The following is a 20,662-nucleotide window of genomic DNA, read 5'->3' as shown; positions in this document are numbered from 1 at the left end:
GATCAACCCCCCAGAGCGGCCAGGCGGCATACCTTGCCGTCGATGACTTGCGTGTACACGGCCTCGGTCAGCTCGGCCACGCGCGGCCAGCCGTATCGGTGATGTGCCCTGCGCGCCCCCGCCGCGCCGAGCGCCGCCCGTTTGTCCGGGTTGCCGAGCAGGTCGCGCAGCGCCCTGGCCAGGGCCCGAGGACGGCGCGGCGGCACCAGCACGCCGCAGCCGGCGACGGTGTCCAGGTGCCCGCCCACCGCCGAGGCCACGACCGGCACGCCGCACGCCATCGCCTCGACCGGCACCATGCCGAACGGCTCGTACCACGGCACCGTCACCACGACGTCGGCCGAGCGCATCAGCGCGGGCACGTGCTCGCGCGGCACGCTGCCGATCACGTGCACCCGGTCGTCGAGCCCGTACGCCTGCGCCAGCTCGCGCAGCCTGACCGCCTCGTCGTCGTCCTCGCTGCCGCCCGCGATCACCAGCTCCGCGCCGGAGACCTGGCGCAGCGCCCTGATCACGGTGTCCACGCCCTTGCGCGGCACCATCCTGCCGATGCAGAGGATCATCTTGTCGGCGGTGCGCGGCGCCACCGGCCCCTCGGGGCAGAACGCCCCCAGGTCCACCCCGCACGGCACGACGGTGATGCGCTGCTCGGGGATGCCCATCGCGCGCAGTTCGTTCACCTCGTCGCGGCAGGTGGCCAGCACGGCGTCGGCGCGCTTGCCGATCTCGCACTCGGTGGGGATCCGGTGCCCGGGGCTGGTGTCTGCGTCGCCCTGCCAGCGCCGCTTGACCGTCCCCAGCGCGTGGAACGTCTGCACCACCGGCACCCCGTCGGCCGCCTGCAGCGCGGCCTGGCCGCTCATCCAGAAGTGCGCGTGCACGACGTCCGGCGGGCTCGCGGCCCAGCGGTCGGCCAGGCGCTCGGTGAACTCCGCCATGTACGGGGGCAGCTCGTCTTTGGGAAGGGGGGACGGGGGACCGGCCGGGACGTACTCGACCGTGACGCCCGGCGCCATGGTCACCGACTCGGGTTGCCGCTCGGATGAGCGCCGGGTGTGCACGACGATCGTGTGCCCGCGATCGGCCAGCGCGAGCGCCAGGGCGGCGACGTGGACGTTCTGGCCGCCCGCGTCTACACCGCCGATCGCCGCCAGCGGATCCGCGTGCTCAGAGATGAGATCGACCTTCACGGAGTCAGCTCCCTCACTGCCTTGACCACCTGCTCACTTGTCACATGGGACAGGCACGGGTGTCCGGGTACCGGGCAGACGCGCGCCCTGCTTGCGCGGCAGGGCGCTTCCTGGTCGCCGAGCAGCACCGTGGGCACCCCGTAGGGGGCCCACCGCGCCGCGGGGACGACGGGGGCGAACAGGCTCACGACCGGGGTCCCGACCGCCGCCGCCAGGTGCGCGGGGCCGGTGTTGCCTGCCACGAGCACGCCGGCACGCTCGATCACGGCGGCCAGTTGGGCGAAAGTGGTCACGCCGCCGAGGTCGGCCGCGAGGTCGCCGGCCACGTAGGCGGTGAGATCACGTTCAGTGCCGGTCACGACGACCTGGTGCCCGTCTTCGACGAGCTCCCGCACGGTCTGCCGGTGCCGGTCGGCCGGCCAGGTTCGTGCGGGGGCCGATGTCCCGGGGTGGACCACGACATACGCGCCTTTGCCGGCATCGGCGCCGACGCCTAGTAGGTGCCCTATTTCTTTACCTATATCCGGCAATGGCCGCTGAACAGCGAGTTTGCCGTCATCGCCCTCCGGCAGTTCGAAGCCTGCCGCCCTGGCGACCGCCAGTGCCCGCTCGGCCTCCGGGACGTCGACGCTCTCGTCCACGACGTGCCGGACGTCCAGGAGCGAGCCGGGGTAGTCGTTGCTGATGGCGCTGATCCTGCGGACGCCCGCCAGCCTGAGCAGGAGGGCGAGCGGGAGCGCCGACTGGTGGAACGAGGTGAGGATCAACGCCTCGTCGATGTCGGAGAGCTTGGCCACCAGCTCGGCGACCTGGCCTTTGCTGACCGACTGGGGGGTGTGATCGATCCACGGAGCTCGCCACTCGATGACCTGGTCCACGCCGGGCAGGAGCTCGGCGGCCTGCCTGCCGTTCGGGCCGGACAGGAAGACGAGCTCGCGGGCCAGCGTGCGCACGGCCCTGACCGCCGGGCCGCTCAGCAGCACGTCGCCCGCGTCGTCCAGGCGGGCCACCAGCACCCGGCCCCGGTCCTGCGCGTCCCGGCGCCGCTCGGGCCGGGCCGCCGCCGCCGTGGCGGGCTCGCGTGCGGCTTCGGCGGTGGCCACGCGCGCGGCCGCCTCCGCCGTCGTGCACCGCCTCGAACCGCAGAGCGTTCCAGGCATGCGACCGCTCATCGGCGCGCCCTCCATTCCCCTCGCAGCCGGTGCACGCAGGCGACCGGCGGGATCACGACGCTGGTGACGACCATCCGCCACACTTCCTCGGGGGTACGGGGGCCGGGCGCGATGCGCCGCCACGCGAACTCGGCGGTCATCGCGGCCCACGCGGCACCGGCCAGCGCGGCCAGCACCCCTGCCTGCCGGGACCGCGCATCTCGTCCACCGGCACCGGGCCGCTGCGTCAACGCACCGCCGACCAGCCCTCGAACCGGCGGCTGCCTCAGGACGCCGTTGACCAGCCCTCGGCCGGGCCGGCTGGCCTGCCGGCTGAGCAGCCGCCCACCGGCTCGCCGCGACCACGCGTCGGCTCGTCTCAGGGCGCGGCGGGCGCGGGCGGCGGCGGTGGCGGCCAGGGTCAGGGCGGTGAGCGCGGCGGCCGTGGTGGCGGCGTGCACCCGCAGGCGGCCCCGCCCCCCGCCGATGGCGGTGCGCCAGCCGGGCCCGTGCAGGCGGCGCATGAGGGCGTCGTCCGCGTTGCCCCGCTGGAAGCGCACGCTCGCCCAGAACCCGTCGTCGCGCACCGGATGCGTGGTCACCCGGTCGCCCTTGACGAGCCGGTGCCCCGCCTGTGACACCCGCAGCGCAAGGTCGGCGTCCTCCCGGTACGCCCGGGGGAAGCGCTCGTCGAACCCCCCTACCGACTCCAGCACCGACCGCCGGTAGGCCATGTCCGCGGTCACCCAGAGCGCGTCGGCGAGCCCGGCGGTGTGCCGCTCCGCGTCGGTGGGCTCACGGTCGTCAGGCAGCGGCACCTCGATGCGCCCCTGGCTGCCGGCCACGTCGTCGGGCAGGTCGGCCAGGTCCTTCACGACCGCCTCGGCCCAGCCGGGCGACGGGACCACGTCGTCGTCCAGGAACACCACCCACGGCGTGGTCGAGGCCCGCCATCCGGCGTTGCGCGCCGCCGCGGGCCCGCGCCCGCCGGAGCGCACGACCCGTACCGGAGCGGGTACGGAGAGCTCGGCCGCGGGGGTGTCGTCCACCACGATCACCGGCACGCCGGAGCCGACGCCCGCCAGCGTGTCGCGCAGCGTGGGCCGCCCCACGGTGGGGATCACCACGGTGATCACGATGCGAACACCTCCCCGCGCCGCACCAGGTACGGCCCCAGGACCAGCACGTCCACCGGTGAGGACCCGAAGCACTCCAGGGCGTCACGGGGATCGTCGACCATGGGCCGCCCGGCGGTGTTGAGGCTCGTGTTGACCACCACGGGCAGCCCCGTACGCGCCTCGAACTCGCTCAGCACCCGCGCCATCATCGGATGGGCGTCGGGCGAGACGGTCTGGACGCGCGCGGTCCCGTCCACGTGCACCACCGCGGGGATGCGCGGCGCCCAGTCGGGGTGCACGTCGTGGACGAACAGCATGTACGGCGAGGGCACCGGCCCCCGCCCGAAGATCTCACGGGCCCGCGACTCCAGCACCATCGGCGCGATGGGCCTGAACTGCTCACGTCCCTTGACGTCGTTGAGCCGCTCGGTGTTGCGGGCGTGCCCGGGATGGGCCAGCAGGGACCGGTGCCCGAGCGCCCGCGGCCCGTACTCCGACCGGCCCTGGAACCAGGCCACGATCTTGTCGGCGGCCAGCTCGGCGGCCACCGCGGCGGCCAGGTCGGCGGGGCGGGTATGCGGCACGCGGGCCACGTCGAGCCAGGCGCCCAACTCCTCCTCGGTGAAGCCGCGCCCCAGCGCCGCGCCGGGCATGGGCCCGGCCGGCTCGCCGTGGGCCTGGGCGAGGTGGAGCGCCCCGCCCAGCGCGGTGCCGGAGTCGCCCGCCGCCGGCTGCACCCACACCTCGTCGAACGGCCCCTCGTCCAGCAGGCGCGTGTTGGCCACGCAGTTCAGCGCCACGCCGCCGGCCAGGGCGAGCCGTCGCTCGCCGGTGCGTTCGTGCAGCCAGCGCACCAGCTCCAGCAGCACCTCCTCCAGCCGGGCCTGCACGCTGGCGGCCAGGTCGGCGTGGTCGGAGGTCCAGGGGGCGCCCTTGCGCAGGGCCTTGGCGTAGCCGTTCCAGTCGACCGGTTCGACGCGGAACCCGCCGTCCCCGGTCGTGTAGATCACCTCGCGCAGCGCCTCCAGGTGCCGCGGCCGGCCGTACGAGGCCAGCGCCATGACCTTGTACTCGTCGCTGGAGCGCAGGAAGCCCAGATGCTGGGTGACGTCCTCGTACATCAGGCCGAGCGAGTGCGGCAGCTCCTGGGCGGCCAGCACCTCCAGGTCTCCGTCCCGGTAGCGGCCCGCCAGGTGCGAGACGTTCTCGCCCCGGCCGTCGCACACCAGCACCGCGCAGTCCCGCCAGGGCGAGGCCAGCCCCGCCGACGCGGCGTGGGCCACGTGGTGCGGCACGTACGTGACCTGACCGGGGTCGAGTCCGGGCAGCGCCGTGGCGAGGAACGCCGGGGCGCGTACGGCGTACTTCGTGCGCAGGTCCTCCCAGTCGCCCTCCGGCCGCTGGACGACCAGCGACGGGTCGTAGGAGTAGGCGACGGCGTCGATGTCCTCCGGGGAGAGCCCCGCCTCACGCAGGCACCAGGCGGCGGCCTGCTCCGGCAGCTCCCACGCCGAGAACGCCAGCGGCCGCTTGCCGTGTTTGCGGCGGCTGAAGCGCTCCTCCTCCGCGGCGGCCACGATCTTCCCGTCGACCACCAGGGCGGCGGCCGGGTCGTGGAAGATCGCGTTGATGCCGAGAAACCTCATGTGTTCCTCCCCCAGAAGATGTCGAGAACCGCTACCGAGAGAAGCGGCTCCCAAACCTGCCGCAGGCCGCCGAGGTGGGAAAACAGGCGCAGCCGCCTGGCATTCGTCACTCTAAGTAGTTGTTTGTAGGGTCGGGCCCCGGGTAGCTGGCGGACACGCGACGGAGGTGAAAGGTGTTCGAAAAGCGACGTCCCGGCGCCGTGCTCTTCGACAGGGACGGGACCTTGATCAGGGACGTGCCGTACAACGGCGACCCGGCCCTCGTCGAACCCATGCCGGGTGCGATGGAGGCGGTGGCCCGGCTCAGACGGGCCGACGTTCCGGTCGCCGTGGTCACCAATCAGTCGGGGGTGGCCAAGGGCCTGCTGTCCCCGGACGAGATGGACCAGGTGAACGCCAGGGTGGAGGAGCTGCTCGGCCCGTTCGACGCGTGGGCGATCTGTGTGCACGACGACGCCGACGGCTGCACCTGCCGCAAACCCGCGCCCGGGCTCGTGATCAGGGCCGCGGCCATTCTGGACGTCAGCCCCCGCGACTGCGTGGTCGTGGGCGACATCGGCAGGGACATGGACGCGGCCAGGGCCGCCGGAGCCAGGGGCATCCTGGTGCCGACCCAGCAGACGCGGCTGGAGGAGGTCGAGCAGGCCGCCGAGGTCGCGGACGACCTGACCGACGTCGTGGACCGCGTGCTGAGCGACATGGAGGGCCCCGTGCCGGCCGCCTCGGCGCCGTGGGCCCGGGCGCTCGGCTGGAGCCGCTGGTGAGGATCCTCATCTGGCACGTGCACGGCTCGTGGATCAGCGCCTTCATCAGGGGCGATCACGAATACGTCCTCCCGCTCGTCCCCGGCCGTGGTCCCGACGGCCGGGGACGCGCCCAGACGTTCGACTGGCCGGAGAGCGCCCGCGAGGTGCCCTTCGACCGGCTCCGCCAGGAGCCCGTCGACGTGGTCGTCTACCAGCGCCCGCACGAGATCGAGCTGGCCCGCGAGTGGCTCGGTCGCGACGTGCCCGGCCTGTACGTGGAGCACAACACCCCGGCGGGCGACGTGCCGCGCACCCGGCACCCGCTGGCCGGCCAGAGCGACATCACGCTGGTGCACGTCACCCACTTCAACGAGCTGTACTGGGACAACGGCCGCGCGCGCACCCGCGTCATCGAGCACGGCGTCCCCGACCCCGGCCACCTGTACACGGGCGAGCTGCCCCGGGCGGGCGTGGTGGTCAACGAGCCGGTACGCCGCACCCGTGTCGCCGGGACCGACCTGCTGCCGCGCTTCGCCGAGCGGGTGCCACTCGACGTGTTCGGGATGAAGGTGGACGGGCTGCCGTACGGCACCTATGAGGACCTGCCGCAGCACGTCATGCACGCCGAGCTGGCCCGGCGCCGGGTCTACCTGCACCCCTACCGGTGGACGTCGCTCGGGCTCGCCCTGATCGAGGCCATGACCCTCGGCCTGCCTGTCGTCGCGCTGGCCGCCACCGAGGCGATCGAGGCCGTGCCGCAGGAGGCCGGCGTGCTGTCCACGAAGGTGAACGTGCTGGCCGACGCGCTGCACGCGTTCGTGGCGGACCCGGAGGGCGCCGCGCAGGCGGGCAAGGCCGCGCGGGCGGCGGCACTGGCCCGTTACGGGCTCGGCCGGTTCCTGTCGGACTGGGATCGGCTGCTCGCCGAGGTATGAGAGCTGGTCGAGTGGGTAGGCGCGAACGTCATGATGATGCTCGACTGGTCCCGAAGGGCCGCCTGCCTCGACTTGGACCCGGAATTGTTCTTCCCGATCTCCGTGGAAGGGCCGAGCCAATCCCAAGTCGCGCAGGCCAAGCATGTGTGCGCCGGCTGCCCCGTACGTGAGCCGTGCCTGGAGTACGCGCTGGACACCAGGCAGGCCTACGGCGTGTGGGGTGGCACCGATCCCCTGCAGCGAAGGGAGCTGAGCCTGACCTCGGCGAACCACAGGTGACTCAGGTCGGCAGGGCCTCCGCGAGAAAGCGTTCGCGCTCGGCCGCTTCGAGGTGATCGCTGAACAGCACGCCGTCGAGATGGTCGGTTTCGTGCTGCAGCACCCGGGCCAGCACCCCCAGCGCGCGCACCGTCACGGGCTTGCCGAACATGTCGCGGCCACGCGCCGTGACCATGTAGGAACGTTCCAGTGGCCACCACACCCCCGGCGCCGACAGGCACGCCTCATCGGCGGTCACCCGGCGCTCCGACAACTCCAGGCGTGGATTGACCAGATGGCCGGACTTGCCGTCGTACGAGTAGACCACCACCCGTACCGGCTCCCCGATCTGCGGCGCCGCCAGGCCCGCCCGGCCCGCGCCCGCGCGCATGGTGGCGGTCAGCGATTTGACCAGTTGCCGCAGCTCACGGTCGAAGTCATGGACCGGTGCCGCGACCGAGCGGAGCACCGGATCATCGAACATGCGAATAGGCCGGACCGTCACCCGTAACTCCCCGATAGGCGGCGTCGTCACGCTGAACGTTTCCCGCGACCGCGCCTCGCCAATCCCCAACCCTCCGCCATGTAGCACAGCGGTAACAGAAGAGACCCGTAGGCGAAACCACCCCAAAGCAGTATCGGAGGGTGATCTCACTTGCGTCACACGTGCCTGTGATGCCTGGCCGGGTGCTCGGGGCCCGGCCAGGCATCACCGACTACCTGGAGGTGCCGGCATGAGCGTGCCTGCCCTTGACGGCGGGTCTTCCCCGGAGACGGCGCCCGACGCCCTGGCGGGCTTCACGGTCGGGGTGACCGCGACGAGGCGGCGGGAGGAGTTCGGCGCGCTGCTGGAGCGGCGCGGCGCGCGCGTGGTCAGCGCCCCCGCGATCCGGCTGGTCCCGCTGGCGGAGGACGCCGACCTGCTCGCCGCGACCCGGGAGAGCCTGTCGGGGCCGCTCGACGACGTGGTGGTCACCACCGGCGTCGGGTTCCGCGGCTGGATGGCCGCCGCCGAGGGCTGGGGCCTGTCGGCCGACCTGGGCGAGCACCTGTCCAGAGCACGCCTGCTGACCCGCGGCCCCAAGGCCAGGGGCGCGGTGCGCGCCGCCGGGCTGAACGACCACTGGACGCCTCCCACGGAGTCGTGCGAGGAGGTCAAGCAGTACCTCCTCGCCCAGGACCTGCGCGGGCGGCGCATCGCGGTGCAGCAGCACGGCGAGCCGCTCAGAGACTTCGTGGCCGACCTGCGCCAGGCGGGGGCCGAGGTGATCGAGATCCCGGTCTACCGGTGGCTGCCGTACCGCGACATCTCGCCGCTGCGCCGGCTGATCAGCCAGACCATCTCCGGCTCGGTGGACGCGGTCGCCTTCACCAGCGCGCCCGCCGTCCACGCCATGCTGGGGGCGGCCCGCGCCGAGGGGCTGGAGGAGGCGCTGCTGGCGGCGTTCGGCGGGAGGGTCGTGGCCGCCTGCGTGGGACCCGTCACGGCCGAGCCGCTGACCTCGCGCGGCGTGGAGACCCTGCAGCCGGAGCGCTCGCGCCTCGGCGCGCTGGCCCGCGCCCTGGCCCGGCACCTGCCCGAGCACGGCGTCACCCGCCTGGTGGCGGGCGATCACCGGCTGGAGATCCGCGGTCACGCCGTGGTGGTGGACGGGGAGCTGCGCCCGCTGCCCCCGGCCCCGATGGCGGTGCTCAAGCGCCTGGCGGACAAGCCGGGTCACGTGGTGACCCGCGCCGACCTGCGTACCGTGCTGCCGGGCAGCATCGCGCGCGAATCGGCCGAGCACGCGGTGGAGATGGCGATCACGCGGCTGCGCCGGGCACTCGGGCCCAGCGGGATCGTGGAGACGGTGGTCAAGCGCGGATACCGCCTGGCCTGCCTGTACGAGGTGGGCCAGTGAACGGTGGCACTCTCGCTCCGAGGCCCGCGCTCGTCCTGGCCGCGCACGGCACGCGCAGCGCGGCCGGGGAACAGACCCTGTCGGCCCTGGCGGAGACCGTCAGAAGTGCCCGTCCCGGGCAGCGCGTCGAGCTGAGCTACCTCGAGATCAGCTCGCCCCTGCTGTCCGACGTGCTGAGCGCGGTCCGCGGCCCGGTGGTCGTGGTGCCGCTGCTGCTGGCGGGCGGCTACCACGTCCACATCGACCTGCCCGAGGTCATCGCCGCGTGCCGTCCCGACGCCGTGGTGGCCGGCTGGCTGGGGCCGCACCGGCTGCTGACGTCGGCGCTGGCGCGCAAGCTGGCCCGGGCCGGCCTGCGCTCCACGGACGCCGTGATCCTGGGCGCCGCCGGCTCCTCCGACCCGGCGGCGCTGGCCGACGTCCGCGCCGCCGCCCATCTGCTGGCCGTACGCCTTGCCCGCCCGGTCACGGCGGCCTTCGCCTCGGCCGGGTCGCCGTCGCTCGAGGAGGCCATGGAACGGCTCGGCTCGACCCCGGCCGCCCGCGTGGCCATCGCCTCGTACGTCCTCGCGCCCGGGTTCTTCCACGGCCGGCTGGCGGCCGCGGGGGCCGGGCTGGTGAGCGACCCGCTGGGCGCGGACCCGGACGTGGCGGCGCTGATCTGGCACCGCTACGACATCGCCCTCGCCGGCCGCCCGTCCCTCCCGCACACTCCGGGCCTGCACGAGGCGTCCCTCTGACCGCTCCCCCCGGGACGCGCCCCGCCACCATCACGCGTCCCACTCACCGCCCCTCCCCCGGGACGCCGTCAGAGGGCAAGCACCGTCAGAGTGCGACGCCCAGGAGGGCGTCGGCCAGGTCGCGGACCAGACCGGGGGCGTCGGGGTCGTGGCCGCCGGTGGTGAGGGCTTCGGCCACCCACGCGTCGATGGCGGCCACGGCGCCCGGTGAGTCGAGGTCGTCGGCCATCCGGGCACGCACCGTGGCCAGCAGGTCGTCGGCGCGCGGGCCCGAGGACAGCGCGACCGCGGAGCGCCACGTCGCCAGCCGGCGTTCGGCGTCGGCCATCATCGACGGGACGTACTCCCAGTCGGCGCGGTAGTGCCGGGCCAGCAGCACGAGCCGGACCGCCATCGGGTCGTGCGCCTGCCGCAGCTTCGACACGAACACCAGGTTGCCCTTGGACTTGGACATCTTGTCGCCGTCGAGCGCCACCATGCCCGCGTGCGTGTAGAACTTGGCGAACGGCCACTCGCCCGTGAGCGCGTGGCCCTCGGAGGCGCCGCACTCGTGGTGCGGGAAGATCAGGTCGGAGCCGCCGCCCGCCACGTCGAAGCCCGCGCCCAGGCTGTCGAGGGCGATCGCGGTGCACTCGATGTGCCAGCCGGGGCGGCCCCGGCCCAGGGGGGACTCCCAAACCGGCTCGCCGGGCCGCTCGGCCCGCCACAGCAGCCAGTCGAGGGGATGACGCTTGCCGGGCCTGCCGGGGTCGCCTCCGCGCTCGGCGAACAGGGCCGTCATCTCGGCCTCGTCGTAGCCGGACACCTGGCCGAACTTGGGGGCGTCGGCCACGCTGAAGTAGACGTCGCCGTCGAGGACGTACGTGACGCCCTTGGCGGACAGCTTGGCGATCACGTCGGCGACGCGGCCGACGACCTCGGTGACGCCGACGTACTCGCGGGGCGGCAGGATCCGCAGCGCCTCCATGTCGCCGCGGAACAGCTCGATCTCCCGCTCGGCCAGGTCCCGCCAGTCGACACCGGTCTCCGCGGCCCGCTCCAGCAGCGGATCGTCCACGTCGGTGGCGTTCTGCGTGTAGTGCACCTCGTGGCCCGCGTCGCGCCACATCCGGCCGACGAGATCGAAGGCGTGGTACGTGTTGGCGTGGCCGAGATGGGTGGCGTCGTAGGGGGTGATGCCGCAGACGTAGATCCTGGCGGTCGGCCCCGGATCGGTCTGCCTTACCTGCCTGGCCGACGTGTCGTAGAGACTCAGCGGAATGCTCTCACCTGGGAGCTTGGGAACGTTCTGGGCAGCCCACGATCTCATGTGTTTGAGCCTATCCGTCCCGATCAGCGGTCAGGTCGGCGAAGTCGTACGTCACCGCGTCCGGCGCGAGTGTGACCTCCATCACCGACAGGGAGGTGAAGATCCGGCCGTCGGGCAGTTCGTGCCGGACGATGAGCGCGGCCGGGTCGGCGGACGGCTCCGCCTTGATCAGTTCGTCCCACGGCTCGCTCTCGAATCTGGGCAGGTACGCGGCCACCCGCTCGTCCGCCGGGTCGAGCCCCGTGTTCACCACCATGCTGGTGCCCTCGGGCAGGTCGGTGGTGGCCAGCCGGTCGCCGTCCCAGCTGAACAGGCGGACGCGCGTCAGATCGGCGAGCACCAGGTGGAAGGGGTCGTAGCGGGTGAGGTCGCCGCCGGGTGCCTGCCCGGTGTACGCCGCCCGCAGCGCCAGATCTCCCCGGGAGATCCTGGTCGTCTCCTCGGCCGCCTTGCCGCGCCCGTTGAGCAGCGCGGCGGCGCGGCGGGCCGAAGGGTTGACGGCCAGCCAGGTGCCGCCGGCCTTGAGGTCGCGCCCGCCGACCACCCCCGGGTAGTCCGGCCAGTGCTCCCCCGGACCCTCCCATGGGCGATCGGCGTACTCGTCCCTCACGCCCATGAGGGCCAGCGGCCGCCCGGTTCTCACGATCAGCGTGCACATGGCGCAAAGAGTAATAAACGGGCGACGAACGCTTTAGATCGGGGGCCAGGGGATGGCGGGCCATCCTTCCGACGGGTACGGGTGGACGCCCGTGTCGAGCAGCCGCCTGACCCGCTGCCAGGTGGCCTCCACCTCCGGCAGCGTCAGCAGCTCGCGCAGCCTGCGCCCGAGCGAGCCCGACTCGATGTCGCGCTCGAGCTTGGCCAGCACGGCCACCGCCTCGCGGGCCAGAGGCTTGCCGCGCCATTGCCAGAGCACGGTGCGGAGTTTGTCCTCGACGGAGAAGCAGACCCCGTGATCGACCCCGTAGACGTGCCCCGTGGGCAGGGGCAGCAGGTGCCCGCCCTTGCGGTCGGCGTTGTTGACCACCGCGTCGAACACCGCCATCCGGCGCACCAGCGGGTTGCGGCTCTTGACCAGCCGCGTGAGGTCGATCTCCCGCTCGGTGTCGATCCAGAGCTGGACCATGCCCGGCCCGAAGGGTCCGTCGCGGTAGACCGTGGGCGGCACGATGTTCCAGCCGGTGGCCTGCGACACCTCGAACGCGGCCACCTCACGGGCGGCGAGGGTGCCGTCGGGGAAGTCCCACAGCGGACGCTCGCCGCGTACCGGCTTGTAGACGCAGGCGGCCGTGCGGGAGCCGAGCTTGACCGAGCAGTACAGCGTCATGTTGGTGGCCTCGACCAGCCGGCCGGCCACCTCCAGGCGGCCGTCGCGCAGCAACGCGAGAGCCTCATCGTCTTGTATGGACGGCGGTTGTCGGGACGGCTTGATGGCCGGTTCGCTCTCAGGAGCGGTCATGAAGCCGCCTCACCCCCGCGGTATCCGTTGAGACGCACGCACACGTGACCGGTGGCATCGAGCGGCTGTCCGCACAGAGGGCAGGGCGGTCGGCCCGCCGCGACGATCTGGAGGGCCCGCTGGGTGAAGGCGCGAGCGGCTCCCGCGCTGATGCGCACGCGCAGGACCGCCGGGTCCGGGCCGTCGACGTCGTCCTCGTCGACGACCTCCTGCGCCTCTATCACCACCTGCGATCTCTCCGCGTCCCAGGCCAGCGCCATCGTGCCCACGCGGAAGTCCTCCGCGACCGGGGTCTCGAGAGGAGCGTCGTCGGTCAGGTCGGCAGGGGCCAGCGCGGGGACGTGCGCGGAGCCCCCGCTGAGCCGCAGCACCTCGTCGAGCAGCTCGTCCAGCCTGCCCGCGAGCGCGGCGACCTGCAGTTTCTCCAGCGCCACCGTGGTCAGTCTGCCCTCGGCCCTGGCCTGCAGAAAAAAGGCCCGCGCGCCCGGCTGCCCCAAGGCACCGGCGACGAACCTCTCTGGTGGGTCGTAGTCGAAGACCGGCATACGCTGACCTTACGTGGTTCCGGGTCCACCGCCGACGGCGGCATCGCTCCCGGTGATGTTTTCTCCCCCGTCTTTCTCCTCCGAATCCTCGGGGAGCCTCAATTCCCCCATATCGTTAAGCCTGAGAACAAAGGGTCGCAAGGGGGCATAGCGAATGACGGTGAGGGCCGCCGGATCAGCTGTTATCCGCTGAAAGTGATCGAGATGGAGGCCCAGAGCGTCCGCGACGATCGACTTGATCACGTCGCCGTGGCTGCAAACCAGGTAGACACCCTTCTCACCGAGACGTTGATTCCACTCCCTGATCGCGGAGACGGCCCGATGTTGCATACCGGCCAGCGACTCCCCTTGCGGGAATGTGGCCGCGCTCGGGTGCGCCTGCACCACCTGCCACAACGGCTCCTTGGCGAGCTCCTTCAGCGGCCGCCCGGTCCAGTCGCCGTACCCGCACTCGATGAAGCGGTCGTCGGTCCGCACCTCCATCTCGCGCCCGCCGGCGACGGCCTGGGCCGTCTCCTGACATCGTTCGAGCGGGCTGGAGACGATGGCGTCGAGCCTGACGCCCGCGAGGCGGCCGGCGAGCGCCGCGGCCTGCGCCCGGCCGGCCTCGCTCAGATGCACGCCCGGTGTTCGCCCGGCCAGCACCGGGCCGGTGAGGTCCGTCAGCCCGTGTCGGGCCAGAAGCAGGGTGGTCACCCGGTAAGTCTCCCAGGCGTCGATCACAACTTTTCACCCGCCTTGATGGCAATCGAGAAACACGCGAGCCGGGCTGCCGCCCCCGCGCTGACCACGAACGACAGTGGAGCGGCAGCCTGATGAGCAGGTCTGTTGTTGGTACCCTGGCGGGATCATGGAGCAGCGCTATGTCGGCCGCAGCGGCCTGTCGGTGTCCCGGCTGGGGCTCGGCACGATGACCTGGGGGCGTGACACCGACGCGGACGAGGCGTCCGCGCAGCTCCGCACGTTCCTGGAGGCCGGCGGCAACCTCATCGACACGGCCGACGTCTACACCGGCGGCGACGCCGAGCGGCTGCTGGGGCGGATGCTGCGCGACTCCGTGCCGCGTTCGGAGCTGGTCATCTCCACCAAGGCCGTGGTGACGCCGGCCGGGCGCAGGCCGCGCGACGCCTCCAGGCGCCACCTGATCGCCGCGGTCGACGAGTCGCTCAACCGGCTCGGGGTCGACTACGTCGACCTGTGGCAGCTGCACACGTACGACGACGAGGTCCCCCTGGAGGAGACCCTGGCCGCGCTCGACGCGATCGTCTCCTCGGGGCGGGCCGTCTACGCGGGCGTGTGCGACTACACCGGCTGGCAGCTGGCCGCGGCCGCGGTCACCCAGAAGTCCGTCCCCGGCCGCATCCCGATCATCTCGGCGCAGGCCGAATACTCGCTGCTGGCCCGCGAGCCCGAGCGCGAGCTGCTGCCCGCCGCCGCCCACCTGGGCGTGGGCGTGCTGGCCTGGTCGCCGCTGGGGCGCGGGGTGCTCACCGGGAAGTACCGCACCGGCATCCCCGCCGACTCCCGGGCCGCTACGCCGCACTTCGCCGACTTCGTCCGGCCTTACCTGGACGATCGCAGCCGCAGCGTCGTGGAGTCGGTCATGACCGCCGCCGACGGGCTCGGCGTGTCGCCGCTGGCGGTCGCCCTGTCCTGGGTGCGCGACCAGCCGGGGGTCACCTCGGCCATCGTCGGCGCCCGTACGCACGCGCAGCTCACGGGGGCCTTGACGGCCGAGGACGTGGTGCTGCCCATAGAGATCCGAGAGGCCCTCGATGACGTGTCGTCACTCGACTGACCGCTCGCTTTCCGAACGAGAGGCTCCCTCGTGTATCACTACTCGATACCGAATCGCAACTTTACCCGGCAAACGCCTGCGTCCCATGCGCGATGTCCATAAAGATTTCCCCTGTAAGCGACGCAGGAGGGGATGGATGGGGAGCAGAGCCGCGATCTCGGCTGGAGTTCTCGCGGTGGCGCTGGCGGCCGTCCCGGTGGCGGCGCCTGCCGCGTCGGCCGCTCCTCAGGACTGCACGCGAGACGGCGGCCTGCTCTCCGGGGTGACCAACACGCTGTGCGACGTGGTGAACGGCATCACCGGCACGGTCGACGACCTGACGGGCGGGACGACCGACAAGGTGACAGACGGCGTCGACAAGACCACCGACGAGGTGCTCGGCCGCGTCGGGGAGGTGGTGCCCACCACCAAGACGACACCGGCCCCCAAGTCCTCCTCGCACGACACGCCCACCCCCTCCTCCACGGGGCTGGACGCCACCCTGGGCGGCGTGTGCCTGCCGGTGCTGGCCTGCCAGGACCAGAGCGGGGTGGAGAAAGTGTCGCCCTCGCCCACCCCCGGCCGCACCTCACGGCCCCGGGAGTGGGGGGTGGAGTCCGTCGTGCCGACGACCGCGCCCACACCGCCGGAGGAGCGGCCGCAACTCATGGACACGGGGCGGCCGGTCTCCGAGGAGAAGACGGTCGTCGACACGGACGAGCCCCGGGTGGATCTGCTGTGGCCCAATCCGTTCGCTCATGAGCTGACGGTCCCGATGCAGGACCAGCGGGTGGTACGGCCCAGCCCGCCGGCCTCGGACGTGCTGGGGACGGCGCTGACGATCGCGCTGCTGGCGTCGGCGGTGCTGGCCACGCGGATCGTGCAGCAACGCCGGCACCGGGCGGAACCGTCGGAGTCGATCCCCTTCGAACCGGCCCACGCCGGCAACAACGGCCGCCACCGCCTGGCCTGACCCCGGACAGCCGCCGGACACACTCGGCCGCCGCACCAGGCGAGCACCGCCCTTCTCCACGGCGCTGCGCCCGTCTACGGTGCACGGCGTGCGAGCCCAGGCAGCACCACCAACGCGGCGGAGGCACCGCCTCCAGCGCGTCACCAACACGACCGCGTCACCGACATGACCGCGTCACCGACACGACTGCGTCACCGACACGGCCAGGAGGCGCCCCCGGTGCCGTGTGCGACGGCGGCCGGGGGGCAAACCCGAGAGGGCGGTCAGGCGCCGATGGCGTGGACGCCGCCGTCCACGTGGACGATTTCGCCGGTCGTGGCCGGGAACCAGTCGGACATGAGGGCCACGCACGCCTTGGCCGCCGGACCCGTGTCCGACAGGTCCCAGCCCAGCGGGGCCTTCTCCGGCCAGCTGTCCTCGAACTCCTTGAAACCGGGGATCGACTTGGCCGCCATCGTGCGCAGCGGGCCGGCCGCCACCAGGTTGACGCGGATGTTGTGCTTGCCCAGGTCACGCGCCAGGTAGCGGCTGCACGACTCCAGGCCGGCCTTGGCCACGCCCATCCAGTCGTAGACCGGCCACGCCTTCGTGGCGTCGAAGTCGAGGCCGACGACCGCCCCGCCCTCCTTCATCAGCGGCAGGCAGGACACGGCGAGGGACTTGAACGAGTAGGTGGACACGTGCAGGGCCGTGGCGACGTCCTCCCACGTGGTGTTGAGGAAGTTGCCGCCGAGCGCCGTCTGGGGGGCGAAGCCGATCGAGTGGACGACCCCGTCGAGGCCGTCCACGTGCTCGCCGACCCGGGCCGCGAGCGTGTCGAGGTGCTCGGTGTTCTGGACGTCGAGCTCCAGCACCGGCGCCGGGCTGGGCAGGCGCTTGGCGATGCGCTCCACCAGGCTCAGCCGGCCGAACCCGGTGAGCACCACCGTGGCGCCCTCCTCCTGGGCCAGCTTGGCCACCGAGAACGCGATCGAGGAGTCGGTGAGCACGCCGGTCACGAGGATCCGCTTGCCTTCGAGAATTCCCACGTCAGTGCCCCATTCCGAGTCCGCCGTCGACCGGGATCACGGCCCCGGTGATGTAGGAGGCGTCGTCGCCTGCCAGGAAGCGTACGACGCGTGCCACCTCCCCGGGCACGGCCTGCCGCCCGAGCGGGATCTGGGAGACGATCGCCTCGGTGTCGAGGTCGGCCGTCATGTCGGTCTTGACGAAGCCGGGCGCGACCACGTTGACCGTGATGTTGCGCGAGCCGTACTCGCGGGCCAGGGAGCGGGCGAAGCCGACGAGCCCGGCCTTGGAGGCGGCGTAGTTGGCCTGGCCGGCCTGGCCGGACAGGCCGACCACCGAGGAGATGAGGATGATCCGGCCGCGCTTGAGCTTCATCATCGGGCGGATGGCCCGCTTGGCGACGCGGTACGCGCCCGTCAGGTTGGCGTCGATGACGTCGGTGAAGGTGTCTTCCTTCATCATCGCCAGCAGCGTGTCCTTGGTGATGCCCGCGTTGGAGACGAGGACCTCGACGGGGCCCTGCTCCGCCTCGACCTTGTCGAACGCGGCCTCGACGTCGGCCATGCTGGTGACGTCGCAGCGCACGCCGAACAGGCCCTCGGGCGGCTCCCCCGATCGGTAGGTGACCGCGACGGCATCGCCGGCCGCGGCGAGTTCACGGGCGATCGCGAGGCCTATGCCGCGATTGCCCCCGGTGACGAGTACAGAGCGTGCCATGGCATCAGACGCTATCTCCTACCGGCGGGTATCCGGTTGTCCGGGTGGCACAAGATCACAGGGTTAGGATCGTGGACATGCGCCAGATCGATCCCGACTTCCTGGAGCTGCCGCTGCGGCAGCTCGCGGACGCCGCCCTGCAACGCGCCCGCGACCTCGGCGCCGAGCACGCCGACTTCCGCCTGGAACGTGTCAGAGCCGAGACGCTCAGCCTCTATGACGCCCGGCTCGAAGGCGCCATGGACGCCGACGACCTGGGCTACGCCGTGCGTGTCGTCAAGGGAGGCACGTGGGGGTTCGCCGCGGGCATCCATCTGACGCCGGAGGCGGCCGCGACGGTCGCCGAGCAGGCGGTGCGGGTGGCCGAGGTGAGCGCCCCGATCAACAGGGAGCCCATCGAGCTCGCCCCCGAGCCGGTGCACGCCGACGCGGTGTGGGTGTCCTCGTACGACGTCGACCCGTTCGATGTGGCCTCGGCCGACAAGGTGAGCCTGCTGGCCGACTGGTCGGCCGGGCTGATGAAGGGCGCCGACCACGTGTCGGCGCGGCTGCTCCAGGTCAAGGAGCAGAAGTTCTACGCCGACACGGCCGGCACGGTCACCACACAGCAGCGGGTGCGGGTGCATCCCAAGCTCAACGCGATGAAGGCCCACGAGAGCGGCTTCGACGACATGTCCACTCTCGCCCCGCCGGTCGGGCGCGGGTACGAATACCTGACGGGCACGGGCTGGGACTGGCAGGCCGAGCTCGGCAGGCTGCCCGAGCTGCTGGCGGAGAAGATCGCGGCGCCCTCGGTCGAGGCGGGCGACTACGACCTGGTCATCGACCCGTCCAACCTGTGGCTGACGATCCACGAGTCGATCGGCCACGCCACCGAGCTGGACCGGGCGCTGGGCTACGAGGCGGCGTACGCGGGCACCAGCTTCGCCACGTTCGACCAGCTCGGCGAGCTGGTGTACGGCTCGCCGGTGATGAACGTGACCGGCGACAGGACGGTCACGCACGGCCTGTCCACGATCGGCTACGACGACGAGGGCGTGCAGGGGCAGAGCTTCGACATCGTCAAGGACGGCATCCTGGTCGGCTACCAGCTCGACCGGCGGATGGCGCTGATGAAGGGGCTCGGCCGGTCCAACGGGTGCGCGTTCGCCGACTCGCCGGGCCACATGCCGATCCAGCGCATGGCCAACGTGTCGCTGGCCCCGGCGCCCGGCGGCCCTTCGACCGACGAGCTGATCGCGGGCGTGGAACGCGGCATCTACATCGTCGGCGACAAGAGCTGGTCGATCGACATGCAGCGCTACAACTTCCAGTTCACCGGGCAGCGGGCGTACCGGATCTCCCACGGGAAGCTGGCCGGCCAGGTCAGGGACTTCGCCTACCAGGCGACCACGACGGACTTCTGGTGGTCAATGGAGGCCCTCGGCGGGCCTGAGACATACGTGCTCGGCGGCGCGTTCAACTGCGGCAAGGGCCAGCCGGGTCAGGTCGCGCCGGTCAGCCACGGCTGCCCGTCGGCGCTCTTCAGGGGCGTGCGGATCCTCAACACCGTTCAGGAGGGCGGCAAGTGACGCCTCAGGAGATGGTCGAGAAGGCTTTGGAGCTCTCGGCGAACGACGACTGCGTGGTGCTCGTGGACGAGGGCTCCACGGCCAACCTGCGCTTCGCGGGCAACACCCTCACCACGAACGGCGTCGCCCGCTCCTCGCGGGTGACCGTGATCTCGATCTCGGGCGGGAGCACCGGGGTCGTGTCGCGGTCGATCGTACGCGACGAGCAGCTCGCGGACGTGGTGGCGGCGGCCGACGCGGCCGCGCGGGACGCCCAGCCGGCCGAGGACGCCCGCCCGCTCGTCGAGGGCGTGCCGGAGTCGCCGCACTGGGGCTCCTCCGTCGAGCCGACCGACATCGGGGTGTTCGAGGGGTTCGCGCCGGCGCTCGGCGAGGCGTTCGCGGCGGCCGAGGCGGGCGGCAGGAAGCTGTACGGCTTCGCGGAGCACTCGCTCAACTCGACGTTCCTCGGCACGTCCACGGGTCTGCGGCTGCGCCACGACCAGCCGACGGGGCGGCTGGAGCTCAACGCCAAGTCGGCCGACCTGAAGCGCTCGGCGTGGACGGGCGTGTCCACGCAGGACTTCACCGATGTGGACGTGGCGGCGCTGGACGCCTCGCTGGCGCGGCGGCTGGAATGGGCCAAGACCCGGGTGGACCTGCCGGCGGGGCGTTACGAGACGCTGCTGCCGCCCAGCGCGGTCGCCGACCTGATGATCTACCTGTTCTGGTCGGCCGGGGCGCGGGACGCCCTCGACGGGCGTTCGGTGTTCTCCAAGCCCGGCGGCGGCACGCGGGTGGGCGAACAGCTGGCCACGCTCCCCGTCACGCTGTCGAGCGATCCGGGGGCGGCGGGCATCGCGTGCGCGCCGTTCGTGAGGGCGCACGCCTCCAGCAGGGAGAGCTCGGTGTTCGACAACGGGCTGCCGCTGGGGCCGACCGACTGGATCAAGGACGGCACGCTGGAGGCGCTGCTGCAGACCCGCTACTCGGCGGAGCTGAGCGGGCTGCGGGTGACGCCGGGGATCGACAACCTGATCATGTCGGGGCCCTCCGGCGGCGGCTCGCTGGAGGACATGATCGCCTCCACGCGGCACGGGCTGCTGGTCACCTGCCTGTGGTACATCCGCGAGGTCGACCCCCAGACGCTGCTGGTGACCGGGCTGACCCGCGACGGGGTGTACCTGATCGAGCACGGTGAGGTCGTGGGCGAGGTGAACAACTTCCGCTTCAACGAGAGCCCGGTGGACCTGCTCGGGCGGCTCAGCGAGGTGGGGGCGGCCGAGCGCACGCTGCCGCGGGAGTGGAACGACTACTTCCAGCGCACCGTCATGCCGCCGGTCCGGGTGCCGGACTTCAACATGTCCACGGTCAGCCAGGCCAGCTGACCGTCTCACCCGCGCCCGCCCGTGCCCCGTCGGCTCGGGCGGGCGTTTCCCTGTCCGTCCCCCCACCGGGCGGGCGTTTCCCTGACCGTCCCGCGCCGGCCGGGCGTCCCTGCTCATCCCACACCGGCCGGGCGTCCCCCGACGCCGCCCAACCGGCCGGCTGTCCCCCGACGCCGCTCCAAGGCCGGTGGACGGCCGCTGGGGCCTCCAGGGCCGCACACAGGGCCACGGAGGCTGCCGGAAGGCTCAGC

The 20,662-nt window shown here is 72.3% G+C and carries 21 protein-coding genes; 9 read left to right on the top strand and 12 right to left on the bottom strand.

Annotated features, from left to right (window positions below; all coding sequences use genetic code 11):
- Positions 1 to 2: 2 nt before the first annotated feature.
- Genes ABD830_RS31780 through ABD830_RS31765 form a run of 4 tightly spaced genes read right to left on the bottom strand, consistent with a single transcriptional unit; the run spans position 3 to position 5,105 of the window.
- A complete protein-coding gene (locus ABD830_RS31780; protein ID WP_344995527.1) occupies positions 3 to 1,190 on the bottom strand; it encodes a glycosyltransferase in 1,188 nt (395 codons plus the stop codon).
- Positions 1,187 to 2,362, bottom strand: a complete 1,176-nt coding sequence (locus ABD830_RS31775; RefSeq protein WP_344995525.1) for a glycosyltransferase family 9 protein — start codon at positions 2,360 to 2,362, stop codon at positions 1,187 to 1,189. Before ABD830_RS31775 ends, ABD830_RS31780 begins: the two co-directional genes overlap by 4 nt.
- Entirely contained in the window at positions 2,359 to 3,477 is a 1,119-nt protein-coding gene (locus tag ABD830_RS31770) for a glycosyltransferase family 2 protein (RefSeq protein ID WP_344995522.1), read from the bottom strand. The genes ABD830_RS31775 and ABD830_RS31770 overlap by 4 nt, the downstream gene beginning before the upstream one ends.
- A complete protein-coding gene (locus ABD830_RS31765; RefSeq protein WP_344995519.1) occupies positions 3,474 to 5,105 on the bottom strand; it encodes a carbamoyltransferase family protein in 1,632 nt (543 codons plus the stop codon). Before ABD830_RS31765 ends, ABD830_RS31770 begins: the two co-directional genes overlap by 4 nt.
- Before the next feature lie 173 nt (positions 5,106 to 5,278).
- On the opposite strand from ABD830_RS31765, the gene ABD830_RS31760 reads away from it, so the two are divergent.
- Genes ABD830_RS31760 through ABD830_RS31750 form a run of 3 tightly spaced genes read left to right on the top strand, consistent with a single transcriptional unit; the run spans position 5,279 to position 7,065 of the window.
- Positions 5,279 to 5,869, top strand: coding sequence for a D-glycero-alpha-D-manno-heptose-1,7-bisphosphate 7-phosphatase (locus ABD830_RS31760; protein WP_344995516.1), 591 nt, complete (start codon positions 5,279 to 5,281; stop codon positions 5,867 to 5,869).
- Complete coding sequence (locus ABD830_RS31755) at positions 5,866 to 6,786, top strand: glycosyltransferase (protein WP_344995513.1); 921 nt, start codon at positions 5,866 to 5,868, stop codon at positions 6,784 to 6,786. The genes ABD830_RS31760 and ABD830_RS31755 overlap by 4 nt, the downstream gene beginning before the upstream one ends.
- Before the next feature lie 30 nt (positions 6,787 to 6,816).
- The gene (locus ABD830_RS31750) at positions 6,817 to 7,065 is read left to right on the top strand and encodes a WhiB family transcriptional regulator (protein ID WP_344995510.1); all 249 of its coding nucleotides are present in this window, start codon (positions 6,817 to 6,819) and stop codon (positions 7,063 to 7,065) included.
- Position 7,066: 1 nt separating this feature from the next.
- Here the strand turns inward: ABD830_RS31750 and ABD830_RS31745 are convergent, their stop codons facing one another.
- Positions 7,067 to 7,528: a peptide deformylase gene (locus ABD830_RS31745; RefSeq protein ID WP_378520780.1), complete on the bottom strand. Its 462-nt coding sequence runs from the start codon at positions 7,526 to 7,528 to the stop codon at positions 7,067 to 7,069.
- A gap of 250 nt (positions 7,529 to 7,778) precedes the next feature.
- On the opposite strand from ABD830_RS31745, the gene ABD830_RS31740 reads away from it, so the two are divergent.
- Together ABD830_RS31740 and ABD830_RS31735 are read left to right on the top strand one after the other, a co-directional pair.
- Positions 7,779 to 8,945 carry a uroporphyrinogen-III synthase gene (locus ABD830_RS31740; protein WP_344995504.1) on the top strand — a complete coding sequence of 389 codons (1,167 nt, stop codon included), beginning with the start codon at positions 7,779 to 7,781 and terminating at the stop codon, positions 8,943 to 8,945.
- The gene (locus tag ABD830_RS31735; protein ID WP_344995501.1) at positions 8,942 to 9,685 is read left to right on the top strand and encodes a sirohydrochlorin chelatase; all 744 of its coding nucleotides are present in this window, start codon (positions 8,942 to 8,944) and stop codon (positions 9,683 to 9,685) included. Before ABD830_RS31740 ends, ABD830_RS31735 begins: the two co-directional genes overlap by 4 nt.
- Positions 9,686 to 9,770: 85 nt before the next feature.
- Here ABD830_RS31735 and mshC read toward each other — a convergent pair whose 3' ends face one another.
- Genes mshC through ABD830_RS31710 form a run of 5 tightly spaced genes read right to left on the bottom strand, consistent with a single transcriptional unit; the run spans position 9,771 to position 13,694 of the window.
- Entirely contained in the window at positions 9,771 to 10,994 is a 1,224-nt protein-coding gene (gene mshC, locus ABD830_RS31730; protein ID WP_344995498.1) for a cysteine--1-D-myo-inosityl 2-amino-2-deoxy-alpha-D-glucopyranoside ligase, read from the bottom strand.
- Positions 10,995 to 11,004: 10 nt separating this feature from the next.
- A complete protein-coding gene (locus ABD830_RS31725) occupies positions 11,005 to 11,652 on the bottom strand; it encodes an NRDE family protein (RefSeq protein WP_344995495.1) in 648 nt (215 codons plus the stop codon).
- Between the two features lie 33 nt (positions 11,653 to 11,685).
- Positions 11,686 to 12,453, bottom strand: coding sequence for an SCO1664 family protein (locus ABD830_RS31720; RefSeq protein WP_344995492.1), 768 nt, complete (start codon positions 12,451 to 12,453; stop codon positions 11,686 to 11,688).
- Positions 12,450 to 12,998 (bottom strand): DUF3090 domain-containing protein, encoded by a 549-nt coding sequence (locus tag ABD830_RS31715; protein ID WP_344995489.1) that lies wholly within the window; start codon positions 12,996 to 12,998, stop codon positions 12,450 to 12,452. Before ABD830_RS31715 ends, ABD830_RS31720 begins: the two co-directional genes overlap by 4 nt.
- A gap of 9 nt (positions 12,999 to 13,007) precedes the next feature.
- Positions 13,008 to 13,694, bottom strand: a complete 687-nt coding sequence (locus ABD830_RS31710) for an MSMEG_4193 family putative phosphomutase (RefSeq protein WP_344996047.1) — start codon at positions 13,692 to 13,694, stop codon at positions 13,008 to 13,010.
- Positions 13,695 to 13,848: 154 nt separating this feature from the next.
- On the opposite strand from ABD830_RS31710, the gene ABD830_RS31705 reads away from it, so the two are divergent.
- The gene (locus tag ABD830_RS31705) at positions 13,849 to 14,796 is read left to right on the top strand and encodes an aldo/keto reductase (protein ID WP_344995487.1); all 948 of its coding nucleotides are present in this window, start codon (positions 13,849 to 13,851) and stop codon (positions 14,794 to 14,796) included.
- Positions 14,797 to 14,932: 136 nt separating this feature from the next.
- Complete coding sequence (locus tag ABD830_RS31700) at positions 14,933 to 15,748, top strand: hypothetical protein (RefSeq protein ID WP_344995485.1); 816 nt, start codon at positions 14,933 to 14,935, stop codon at positions 15,746 to 15,748.
- A 263-nt stretch (positions 15,749 to 16,011) separates the two neighbouring features.
- Here ABD830_RS31700 and fabI read toward each other — a convergent pair whose 3' ends face one another.
- Positions 16,012 to 16,776: an enoyl-ACP reductase FabI gene (gene fabI / locus ABD830_RS31695; RefSeq protein ID WP_344995482.1), complete on the bottom strand. Its 765-nt coding sequence runs from the start codon at positions 16,774 to 16,776 to the stop codon at positions 16,012 to 16,014.
- Position 16,777: 1 nt separating this feature from the next.
- On the bottom strand, positions 16,778 to 17,473 hold the full coding sequence (fabG, locus tag ABD830_RS31690) for a 3-oxoacyl-ACP reductase FabG (RefSeq protein ID WP_344995479.1): 696 nt from the start codon (positions 17,471 to 17,473) through the stop codon (positions 16,778 to 16,780).
- Positions 17,474 to 17,550: 77 nt separating this feature from the next.
- Here fabG and ABD830_RS31685 point away from each other — a divergent pair, with 77 nt between their 5' ends.
- Complete coding sequence (locus ABD830_RS31685) at positions 17,551 to 19,044, top strand: TldD/PmbA family protein (protein WP_344995476.1); 1,494 nt, start codon at positions 17,551 to 17,553, stop codon at positions 19,042 to 19,044.
- Entirely contained in the window at positions 19,041 to 20,411 is a 1,371-nt protein-coding gene (locus ABD830_RS31680) for a metallopeptidase TldD-related protein (RefSeq protein ID WP_344995472.1), read from the top strand. The genes ABD830_RS31685 and ABD830_RS31680 overlap by 4 nt, the downstream gene beginning before the upstream one ends.
- Positions 20,412 to 20,662 lie beyond the last annotated feature (251 nt).

The sequence above is a fragment of the Nonomuraea helvata genome, assembly GCF_039535785.1.
In the GTDB taxonomy this organism is placed as follows: Bacteria; Actinomycetota; Actinomycetes; order Streptosporangiales; family Streptosporangiaceae; genus Nonomuraea; species Nonomuraea helvata.
Note: the sequence above shows the minus strand (reverse complement) of the source record. Positions and strands in the feature narration are given on the sequence as shown.

Bases quoted from the DNA above. Each gene is read 5' to 3' on its own strand.
- ABD830_RS31775 (WP_344995525.1), bottom strand. From the start codon at position 2,362: ATGAGCGGTCGCATGCCTGGAACGCTCTGCGGTTCGAGGCGGTGCACG.
- ABD830_RS31765 (WP_344995519.1), bottom strand. From the start codon at position 5,105: ATGAGGTTTCTCGGCATCAACGCGATCTTCCACGACCCGGCCGCCGCC.
- ABD830_RS31750 (WP_344995510.1), top strand. From the start codon at position 6,817: ATGATGATGCTCGACTGGTCCCGAAGGGCCGCCTGCCTCGACTTGGAC.
- ABD830_RS31745 (WP_378520780.1), bottom strand. From the start codon at position 7,528: ATGTTCGATGATCCGGTGCTCCGCTCGGTCGCGGCACCGGTCCATGAC.
- ABD830_RS31740 (WP_344995504.1), top strand. From the start codon at position 7,779: ATGAGCGTGCCTGCCCTTGACGGCGGGTCTTCCCCGGAGACGGCGCCC.
- mshC (WP_344995498.1), bottom strand. From the start codon at position 10,994: ATGAGATCGTGGGCTGCCCAGAACGTTCCCAAGCTCCCAGGTGAGAGC.
- ABD830_RS31725 (WP_344995495.1), bottom strand. From the start codon at position 11,652: ATGTGCACGCTGATCGTGAGAACCGGGCGGCCGCTGGCCCTCATGGGC.
- ABD830_RS31720 (WP_344995492.1), bottom strand. From the start codon at position 12,453: ATGACCGCTCCTGAGAGCGAACCGGCCATCAAGCCGTCCCGACAACCG.
- ABD830_RS31715 (WP_344995489.1), bottom strand. From the start codon at position 12,998: ATGCCGGTCTTCGACTACGACCCACCAGAGAGGTTCGTCGCCGGTGCC.
- ABD830_RS31705 (WP_344995487.1), top strand. From the start codon at position 13,849: ATGGAGCAGCGCTATGTCGGCCGCAGCGGCCTGTCGGTGTCCCGGCTG.
- ABD830_RS31700 (WP_344995485.1), top strand. From the start codon at position 14,933: ATGGGGAGCAGAGCCGCGATCTCGGCTGGAGTTCTCGCGGTGGCGCTG.
- fabG (WP_344995479.1), bottom strand. From the start codon at position 17,473: ATGGCACGCTCTGTACTCGTCACCGGGGGCAATCGCGGCATAGGCCTC.
- ABD830_RS31685 (WP_344995476.1), top strand. From the start codon at position 17,551: ATGCGCCAGATCGATCCCGACTTCCTGGAGCTGCCGCTGCGGCAGCTC.